We start from the raw sequence: 8,500 nt of genomic DNA, 5'->3' as shown, positions 1-8,500 counted from the left end.
GATCTGGTCGCGGCGATCCGGGCGACGCCGGGGTCGCGGCGGTTGCTGTTCACCGGCTGGAACGTCGCGGAAGTGGCCAATATGGCGCTGCCGCCCTGCCATATGACCTATCAGTTTCAGGTGTCGAACGGGAAGCTGAACGGCTTGTTGTTCCAGCGCAGTTGCGACCTGGGGCTGGGTTTCGCCTTCAACATATTCGGCCTGTCGATGATCACCCGGATGCTGGCGCAGCAATGCGATCTGGAGCCGGGCGAAGTGGTCTGGCAGGGCGGCGATGTGCATCTGTATCTGAACCACGCCGCGTTGGTGGAGGAACAGATGGCGAGAATTCCATCGGGTGCGCCAAAACTGCGGATCAATCGGCGGCCGTCGGACATTTTCAGCTACGCGATCGAGGATTTCGAGGTGAGCGACTACGCGCCGCAGGCCCATATTTCCGCGCCTGTTGCTGTTTAAGCCGACAGTGAGCCGGACATAGCAGAAGGGGATATGGGTAAGGGAGGCTTGCCTTTCGCGACGGCGTAATATAATAATAGCGTAAAGCAACATTATTGCGACGCAGCATAGGAGGCAGGATGACCGATCCGCACGTTTCGGCAGGATTGCAGGGCGAATCGGGGCGTAATCTCCCGCCGCTGCGCCTGCATGTTCCTGAGCCGCCCGCCCGGCCCGGCGAGAGCGCCGACTTTACCCATTTCGACATTCCCGCCGCCGATGCGGCACCACGGCCCGATGAGACGGCCCAACCGGCAACCATGCGAGACATGGCTTATGGGCTGGTCCGCGTGCTCGATGAAGATGGCGCGGCGGTGGGTCAGTGGAACCCCAACCTGCCGCCCGAAACGCTGCTGCGGATGTTGCGCGCCATGGCGCTGACCCGCGCGTTCGACGCGCGCATGTTCCGGGCGCAGCGGCAGGGCAAGACCAGCTTCTACATGAAGTCGACCGGCGAGGAAGCGGTGTCGATCGGCGCGGCGCTCGCCCTGCATCGCGACGATATGTGCTTCCCCAGCTATCGCCAGCAGGGCATCCTGATTGCCCGCGACTGGCCGATCATCGACATGATGAACCAGATTTATTCCAACAAGGGCGACCGGCTGAAGGGTCGCCAGTTGCCGATCATGTATTCCGCGCGGGAGGCGGGCTTTTTCTCCATCTCCGGCAACCTCACGACCCAATATCCCCAGGCGGTCGGCTGGGCGATGGCGAGCGCGGCGCGCGGCGACACGCGGATCGCGGCGACATGGTGCGGCGAGGGATCGACGGCGGAGGGCGACTTCCATAGCGCCTGCACCTTCGCCAGCGTCTATCGTGCGCCGGTCATCATGAATATCGTCAACAACCAATGGGCGATCAGCAGCTTTTCAGGCTTTGCCGGGGCCGAGGCGACGACCTTTGCCGCGCGCGCTGTCGGCTATGGCATCGCCGGGCTGCGGGTCGATGGCAATGACGTGCTGGCGGTCTATGCCGCGACCCGCTGGGCCGCCGACCGGGCGCGCGCCAATGCCGGGCCGACGCTGATCGAACATTTCACCTATCGCGTCGAAGGGCATAGCACGTCGGACGACCCGACCGCCTATCGCTCCGCCGAGGAAAGCAGCCTGTGGCCGCTGGGCGACCCGATCGCGCGGCTCAAACAGCATTGCATCGGCTTGGGCATCTGGGACGAGGATCGCCACGCCGCGATGGACAAGGAACTGGCCGAAACGGTCCGCGACGCCGCGCGCGAGGCGGAAAAGAACGGCATCCTTGGCCACGGCCTGCACCATCCGATGGAAAGCATGTTCGAGGATGTGTTCGAGGAGATGCCCTGGCACCTGAAGGAACAGCAGCAACAGATGCTGGACGAATGGAAGGCGGCGGGGCTGTGAGGGCGTTGGATCATCTCCTCTCCCCCAAGGGGAGAGGATACCGTAGCTTGGCGGCTTGCCGCCTAGCGAAGGTTGGAGAGGGGGCTGCGTGGTCCCGTCTTTCCGCCGCCGTTCCCCCTCTCCCAGCTTCGACTAGGCAGCAAGCTGCCAAGTCTGCGCAACCCTCTCCCCGCCGGGGCGAGGGAAGGATGGTGCCATGACTGATATTCAACACATGAACATGATTCAGGCGATCAACAGCGCCATGGACGTGATGATGGAGCGCGACCCGACGGTCGTGGTCATGGGCGAGGATGTCGGCTTTTTTGGCGGGGTGTTCCGCGCCACGGCCGGGTTGCAACAGAAATATGGCAAGAACCGCGTGTTCGACACGCCGATCACCGAATGTGGCATCATCGGCGTGGCGGTGGGCATGGGTGCCTATGGCCTGCGCCCGGTGCCGGAAATCCAGTTTGCCGACTATATCTATCCCGCGCTCGACCAATTGGTGTCCGAAGCCGCGCGCCTGCGCTACCGATCAGCGGGAGAGTTCATCGCGCCGATGACGGTGCGTTCGCCCTTTGGCGGGGGCATTTTCGGCGGTCAGACGCACAGCCAAAGCCCCGAAGGCATCTTCACCCATTGTTCGGGGATCAAGACGGTGATCCCGTCCACCCCCTACGACGCCAAGGGACTGTTGATCGCGGCGATCGAGGATAATGATCCGACCATCTTCTTTGAACCCAAGCGCATCTATAACGGCCCGTTCGATGGCGAATATGATACGCCGGCGACCAGCTGGGCCGGGCACAGGGACGCGCAGGTGCCGACCGGCTATTATCGTATCCCGCTGGGCAAGGCGCGGATCGCGCGGGCGGGCGAGGCGCTGACCATCCTCTGCTATGGCACGATGGTCCATGTCGTCGAACATACGGTGGCGATGCTGGGTCTGGACGCAGAGATTGTCGACCTGCGCAGCCTGGTCCCGCTCGACATCGAAACGATCGAGGCGTCGGTCAAAAAGACCGGGCGCTGCCTGATCGTCCATGAAGCGACGCGCACCAGCGGCTTTGGCGCGGAACTGCTGGCCCAGGTGCAGGAACGCTGCTTCCATCATCTCGAAGCGCCGATCGAGCGGGTGACAGGCTTCGACACGCCTTACCCGCACAGTCTGGAATGGGCCTATTTCCCCGGTCCCGTCCGTATCCGCGAAGCCATCAACAAGATCATGAAGGACTGAGCTGTCATGGCCATCTTCACATTCAAGCTGCCCGACATTGGCGAAGGTATCGCGCAGGCCGAAATCGTCGGCTGGCACGTCAAGGTCGGCGACCGGGTCGAGGAGGACCAGCCCATCGCCGACATGATGACCGACAAGGCGACGGTAGAAATGGAAAGCCCGATCGCGGGCACCGTCGTGCGACTGGCTGGCGAGGAGGGGGATCAGGTGTCGATCGGCGCAATGCTGGTCGAGATTGAGGTAGAAGGCGAGGATGTCGCCGCGCCGATGCCGACGGTGGAGGCGATCGAGGCTGAGGTGGCGGGGGCTGTTGAGGTGGCGGAAGCTGAAAAGCCCCTCCCCTACAGGGGAGGGGTTGGGGTGGGGCCTATCGACGATAGCGCGCCGCTTGCCGAACCGCCCCACCCCCCGATCGCCTCCCCTGAAGGGGAGGGGGAGAAGGCCAGTTCACCTATCCTCGCCTCCCCCGCCGTCCGCGCCCGCGCGAAGGATTTGGGCATCGACCTGGCGCAGGTGAAATCCACTGGCGACCATATCCGCCATGCCGATCTCGACGCCTATCTGCTTTACGGGCAGGGGCAGGGCTATCGCGCGGCAGGCACGTCCACGCGCCGTCCCGACGAGCAGGTCAAGGTCATCGGGATGCGTCGCCGCATTGCCGAGAATATGGCCGCGTCCAAGCGGCACATACCGCATTTCACCTATGTCGAGGAAATCGACGTCACCGCACTGGAGACACTGCGCGAGCAACTGAACGCCGGGCGCGGCGACAGGCCAAAGCTCACCATGTTGCCGCTGCTGATCGTCGCGATCTGCAAGACTTTGCCCGATTTCCCGATGCTCAATGCCCGCTATGATGATGAGGCCGGCGTCGTGACGCGCCATGGTTCGGTGCATCTGGGACTGGCGACGCAGACCGATACGGGGCTGATGGTGCCGGTGATCCGTGACGCGCAGGACCGCAATGTCTGGCAACTGGCGACGGAGATCCGTCGTCTCGCCGATGCAGCCCGGTCGGGCAAGGCCAGGTCGGAGGAACTGTCCGGCTCCACCCTGACACTGACGTCGCTGGGTCCGTTGGGCGGCATCGCCACCACCCCGGTCATCAACCGGCCGGAAGTGGCGATCATCGGTCCCAACCGCGTGATCGAGCGGCCCATGTTCCGGGGCAAGGAGATCGTTGCGGCGAAGCTGATGAACCTGTCGATCAGCTGCGACCACCGCGTCGTCGATGGCTGGGACGCGGCCAGCTATGTGCAGGCGGTGCGCAGGCTGCTGGAAAATCCCGCCTTGCTGTTCGTGGAGTAGAGATCAGCGCATCGTTGCGCGATAGCTCAGCCGCCCGGCATGGCCCGGAGGCACGGCGTCGGGCAGCGACCAGCGGACATGGGTGATGTCGGCGGCCACGGCGCGGCGGGTGCCGCCCAGGGGCGTCGGCAGCCAGAGCTGGTCCATCCGCCCCCAATGCATGCCGCCATCGACCGATACCTGCATGGACGGATCACTTGGGTCTATCTGCACCCCGCGCGGCAGCGGGCGGATCACGGCCTGATCACGCAGCGGCGCGCTGCCGTCATTGCGCCAGTGGACGATGACGATCAGCTGGTCGCCCGGCGTAACGCGGTCGGCGCTGGCCAATATCCGCCGGGAACGGCCGTTGACGTCGGTTGTGACCCGCTCGACGAACATTTGCGTGTCTAGCCGCACGCCCGGTTGCGCCCATGCCGCCTGCGGTACTGCCAGACCCGTCAGCGCGATGATCACTGGCAATATGGCGGCCTTCATGACTCGCTTCATTTTTGGCCCCGTCTTTCGTCCCCGTGTCAGTCCCTAGAACGGCTGACCCAATATTTGGTTAAGGCGCTGTTTTCCCGCGATCAGCCTTTGCCTCGCGCCGCTTTGCAAATTGACGCCCGGCGGCAGCGGGCGCACATCGGTCTGGTCCTTCGACCGGAGAATCAATCCAACGTGACACTGCACGAGCAGCAGGAAATCAACCGCAGGCGTGACCGGCTGCTCGCGTCGATCGCGCTGACGGCGGGCATCGGGCTGATGCTGGCGCTGCCCTTTGCGTTGCGTGCAGGTGCGGAGTTTTTCCTGCCGCTGACCGCCGCGCTGGTCATCGCGATCGCGCTGGTGCCGCTGCTGGAATGGATGGAGCGGCACCGGCTGCCGTCGGGGCTGGCCGCGCTGCTGGCGGTGATCGGCTTTCTGTTGGTCGCCAATACCGCGCTGGTGCTGATCATCGTACCGGCCACCGACTGGTTCCGCATCCTGCCCCAGCGCTTGCCGCAGATACAGGCGAACCTGGCCCCATTGATCGACTTTTACTCCAACCTCCAGCGCTTCGTCGATGAAACGGTCCAGATGCTGGCGACCGGGCCGGTGGCGGCGGCGCAGACCGCCACGGTCGATACGCCGCGATCGCTGCTCCAGTTCGCTGCCATGTCTGCCCCGTCCGCGATCATCCAGATGGTGTTTGCGCTGCTGATCATCTATTTCTTCCTAGCGGGCTGGACCCGGCTGCGGCGGCGTACGATCAACAGTCGGGAGAGTTTCGACGGGGCGCTGGCGGTCGCGCGGGTGATCCAGAATGTGGTGGATGCCACGTCCGCCTATGTCATCACCATTGCCGTCATCAACCTGTGCCTGGGGCTGGCGGTCGCGCTGGCGTTGTGGCTGATAGGGATGCCATCGCCCTTGATGTGGGGCGGCATCGTCGCGCTGCTGAACTTCGTTCCCTATTTCGGGCCGATGCTGGCGGCGGTGCTGCTGGCGCTCGGCGGGCTGATGGTGTTCGACGATGTGTGGGTGGCGCTGATGCCAGCCGCGTTGCAGGTTGGCTTTCACCTGGTCGAGGCGAATGTCATCACCCCCACGGTGTTGGGGCGGCGGCTGACGATGAACCCGTTGCTGATTCTGGTGTCGCTGGCCTTTTGGGGATGGGTATGGGGGACGCCGGGCGCGCTGCTGGGCGTGCCGCTGCTGATCATCATCCAGACCGTGGTTTCCGCCGCTGGCACTCCCGATATCGCCGGTTTCCTGTTCGAGCAGGGGACGCTGACGGTCGCGCCGCGCAAAGAAAGTGACGAGAATGTAAAAACAGCCGATGCGGACGGTTGACAGTCCCGGCGGACGCACATAGACGGCGCTTCCACACCGAACGCGGGTGTAGCTCAGTTGGTTAGAGTGCCGGCCTGTCACGCCGGAGGTCGCGGGTTCGAGCCCCGTCACTCGCGCCACTTTCCTTAGTCGGAAGGTGGGAATAAGGTGGATCAGACAACATCGTCTGGGGAATGAAATCCCGAACAGATGTCGCCCTGCGCGGGTGTAGCTCAGTTGGTTAGAGTGCCGGCCTGTCACGCCGGAGGTCGCGGGTTCGAGCCCCGTCACTCGCGCCATTTCCTGCCGATGCAGGGAATGGTGCAATCGCGCAGAAGTTCGGGCCGACACGCATGGTATCGGCCCGCATATCCCTGATTTACAGATTGTCGCCGGTGATGGCGGGTGCCAGCGGTTCCTGCGCCAGCCAGCGATAGACGCCGCCTGCTGCCAGCGCGCCGACCATCGGGGCCAGCCAGAACAGCCATAATTGCTGCACCGCCAACCCGCCGACCAGCAGTGCTGGTCCGGTACTGCGCGCCGGATTGACCGATGTGTTGGTCACCGGGATGCTGATCAGGTGGATGAGCGTCAGCGCCAGTCCGATCGCGATCGGCGCGAAACCTGCGGGCGCGCGGCTGTCGGTCGACCCCAGGATGATGATGAGGAAGCCCAGCGTCAGCACCGCCTCAATTGCAAAGCCCGCTTCCATGCTGTAGCCGCCGGGCGACTGCGCGCCATAGCCGTTGACCGCCAGCCCGGTGCCGGTCAGGGCAAAATCCGGCTGGCCGCTGGCGATGAACAGCAATAGCTGCGCAGCGATGACTGCGCCGATCAATTGCGCGATGATATAGGGGGCGATGTCGCGCATCGGAAAGCGTCCGCCCGCCCACAGGCCGACGGTCACGGCCGGATTGAGGTGACAACCCGAAATATGGCCGATCGAATAGGCCATGGTCAGCACCGTCAGCCCGAACGCCAGGCTGACGCCCAGCAGGCCGATGCCCACGTCAGGAAAGGCTGCCGCCAGCACCGCGCTGCCGCAACCGCCGAAAACCAGCCAGAATGTACCAAATGCTTCGGCAAACAGCCGCTTGCTCAAGGGAATCATCGCATCCTCCTGCATGGGTTGGCAAAGGCCATCGGCAGGCTGTGGTCCGCCGGTGCGCGATGGCCGCCGCCCGGTCGTTCAGGGATGTCAGGGAAGCGACCGAACAGCTGCGCGTCCGGTTCATGAGTCGACTGGCGCATGGACATGGCTTCGCCCCCCTTCCGCAGTCAGGAAGCGGCGCGCGTCTCCGCAATCGGGGACAATCCGTTACGCTTCCTTAACGGAAGGAATACAGGGGGAGCAGGTGCTTGTCACGGGCGCAAATCAGCTGCGCCTCCAGCGCCCCGTTTCCATCCACGCAAGCAGGCGGCGAAGCGGCAGCACCCAGATCCAGACAATCCCCAGCACGACATAGAGCGGCGTCTGCAACCAGACCGGCAGCGTACCGATCAGGCCCGACAGGCTGGCCACCAGGACCGCCCACAATGCGATCAACGCGACGATCGCCAGCATGCCCACCGGCTTGCGCCAGCTTGGCTGGTGATAATGGCGCGGGTCGATGTTCATTGTGCAGCCCCCTCGATCAGTTCGACTTCGGTGAGTATCATGTGCAGCGGCAAATCCCACGGGTCGGCGGGCACGGCCTCCTGTTCCTGCACCGACCAGGCGATGCCGATGCGCAGGGCGTCGGGCAGGCGGGCGAAGGCACGGTCATAATAGCCGCCGCCCTGACCCAGCCGATTGAGCGCGCGATCGAACCCGACCAGCGGCGCGATGATGACGTCAGGCGTCACCGGGCCATCGCCCGGTTCGGGATGGCTGGTGCGGAACGGACCGGGCAGCAGGATGTCGTCAGGCTGCCAGCGCAGGAAATCCATGCTGCCCAGCCGATCCAGCACGCGCGGCAACGCCACGGTCTTGCCCATGGCGCTCAACTGATGCGCCAGCCGTTGCGCGGGGGCTTCATCGTCCAGCCCCATATAGAGCGCCACCACCTGTGCGTCGGCGATGCGGCGGGCGAGGGGGGATGGCAGCACCTTGAACGCCAGCCGGTGCGCCAGCGGATCGAGAGCCGCGACAAAGGCGCGGCGGCGGTCGCGGGCCAAGATGCGAAGCGTCTGTTTATCGGCGCTGTCGCCATTATCGCGCATGAGAGTCTTTCGGGGTTGGCAGGACGTAACAAAATCCTCCCCTGCAAGGGGAGGTGGGTGGCCGCAGGCCAGCCGGAGGGGTGTCCCCCTCTCGATAGGGTGACAC

General features: G+C 64.4%; 9 protein-coding genes and 2 tRNA genes. 7 read left to right on the top strand and 4 right to left on the bottom strand.

What is annotated here, in order from left to right; all coding sequences use genetic code 11:
* The 4 genes from thyA to EBBID32_RS16580 all read left to right on the top strand — a co-directional run.
* Positions 1-456 (top strand): thymidylate synthase (thyA, locus tag EBBID32_RS16595; protein WP_037491371.1); only part of this gene is annotated, 456 nt, incomplete at its 5' end.
* Between the two features lie 119 nt (positions 457-575).
* Positions 576-1,871 carry a 3-methyl-2-oxobutanoate dehydrogenase (2-methylpropanoyl-transferring) subunit alpha gene (locus EBBID32_RS16590; RefSeq protein WP_006961466.1) on the top strand — a complete coding sequence of 432 codons (1,296 nt, stop codon included), beginning with the start codon at positions 576-578 and terminating at the stop codon, positions 1,869-1,871.
* A gap of 214 nt (positions 1,872-2,085) precedes the next feature.
* Positions 2,086-3,090, top strand: coding sequence for an alpha-ketoacid dehydrogenase subunit beta (locus tag EBBID32_RS16585; RefSeq protein WP_037491368.1), 1,005 nt, complete (start codon positions 2,086-2,088; stop codon positions 3,088-3,090).
* Between the two features lie 6 nt (positions 3,091-3,096).
* Positions 3,097-4,398, top strand: coding sequence for a dihydrolipoamide acetyltransferase family protein (locus tag EBBID32_RS16580; protein ID WP_006961463.1), 1,302 nt, complete (start codon positions 3,097-3,099; stop codon positions 4,396-4,398).
* Positions 4,399-4,401: 3 nt separating this feature from the next.
* Here the strand turns inward: EBBID32_RS16580 and EBBID32_RS16575 are convergent, their stop codons facing one another.
* Complete coding sequence (locus EBBID32_RS16575; protein WP_006961461.1) at positions 4,402-4,875, bottom strand: hypothetical protein; 474 nt, start codon at positions 4,873-4,875, stop codon at positions 4,402-4,404.
* 183 nt (positions 4,876-5,058) lie between these two features.
* Between EBBID32_RS16575 and EBBID32_RS16570 the strand changes: the two genes are divergently transcribed.
* The 3 genes from EBBID32_RS16570 (at position 5,059) to EBBID32_RS16560 (ending at position 6,491) form a co-directional block, all read left to right on the top strand.
* Positions 5,059-6,213 carry an AI-2E family transporter gene (locus tag EBBID32_RS16570; RefSeq protein ID WP_006961460.1) on the top strand — a complete coding sequence of 385 codons (1,155 nt, stop codon included), beginning with the start codon at positions 5,059-5,061 and terminating at the stop codon, positions 6,211-6,213.
* A 42-nt stretch (positions 6,214-6,255) separates the two neighbouring features.
* Positions 6,256-6,332, top strand: a tRNA-Asp gene (locus EBBID32_RS16565).
* A gap of 82 nt (positions 6,333-6,414) precedes the next feature.
* Positions 6,415-6,491, top strand: a tRNA-Asp gene (locus EBBID32_RS16560).
* 80 nt (positions 6,492-6,571) lie between these two features.
* Here the strand turns inward: EBBID32_RS16560 and aqpZ are convergent.
* The 3 genes from aqpZ to EBBID32_RS16545 all read right to left on the bottom strand — a co-directional run bounded on the left by aqpZ (position 6,572) and on the right by EBBID32_RS16545 (position 8,394).
* Positions 6,572-7,303 (bottom strand): aquaporin Z, encoded by a 732-nt coding sequence (gene aqpZ, locus EBBID32_RS16555; protein ID WP_006961458.1) that lies wholly within the window; start codon positions 7,301-7,303, stop codon positions 6,572-6,574.
* A 264-nt stretch (positions 7,304-7,567) separates the two neighbouring features.
* Positions 7,568-7,810 carry a DUF2842 domain-containing protein gene (locus EBBID32_RS16550; protein ID WP_006961454.1) on the bottom strand — a complete coding sequence of 81 codons (243 nt, stop codon included), beginning with the start codon at positions 7,808-7,810 and terminating at the stop codon, positions 7,568-7,570.
* Positions 7,807-8,394, bottom strand: coding sequence for a 5-formyltetrahydrofolate cyclo-ligase (locus tag EBBID32_RS16545; protein WP_006961453.1), 588 nt, complete (start codon positions 8,392-8,394; stop codon positions 7,807-7,809). Before EBBID32_RS16545 ends, EBBID32_RS16550 begins: the two co-directional genes overlap by 4 nt.
* Positions 8,395-8,500 lie beyond the last annotated feature (106 nt).

The sequence above is a fragment of the Sphingobium indicum BiD32 genome (assembly GCF_000382885.1).
Taxonomy (GTDB): domain Bacteria; phylum Pseudomonadota; class Alphaproteobacteria; order Sphingomonadales; family Sphingomonadaceae; genus Sphingobium; species Sphingobium japonicum_C.
Note: the sequence above shows the minus strand (reverse complement) of the source record. Positions and strands in the feature narration are given on the sequence as shown.

What these genes read in the sequence shown, in the direction of transcription:
- EBBID32_RS16590 (WP_006961466.1), top strand. Translation starts at nt 576, where the DNA reads ATGACCGATCCGCACGTTTCGGCAGGATTGCAGGGCGAATCGGGGCGT.
- EBBID32_RS16585 (WP_037491368.1), top strand. Translation starts at nt 2,086, where the DNA reads ATGAACATGATTCAGGCGATCAACAGCGCCATGGACGTGATGATGGAG.
- EBBID32_RS16580 (WP_006961463.1), top strand. Translation starts at nt 3,097, where the DNA reads ATGGCCATCTTCACATTCAAGCTGCCCGACATTGGCGAAGGTATCGCG.
- EBBID32_RS16575 (WP_006961461.1), bottom strand. Translation starts at nt 4,875, where the DNA reads ATGAAGGCCGCCATATTGCCAGTGATCATCGCGCTGACGGGTCTGGCA.
- aqpZ (WP_006961458.1), bottom strand. Translation starts at nt 7,303, where the DNA reads ATGATTCCCTTGAGCAAGCGGCTGTTTGCCGAAGCATTTGGTACATTC.
- EBBID32_RS16550 (WP_006961454.1), bottom strand. Translation starts at nt 7,810, where the DNA reads ATGAACATCGACCCGCGCCATTATCACCAGCCAAGCTGGCGCAAGCCG.
- EBBID32_RS16545 (WP_006961453.1), bottom strand. Translation starts at nt 8,394, where the DNA reads ATGCGCGATAATGGCGACAGCGCCGATAAACAGACGCTTCGCATCTTG.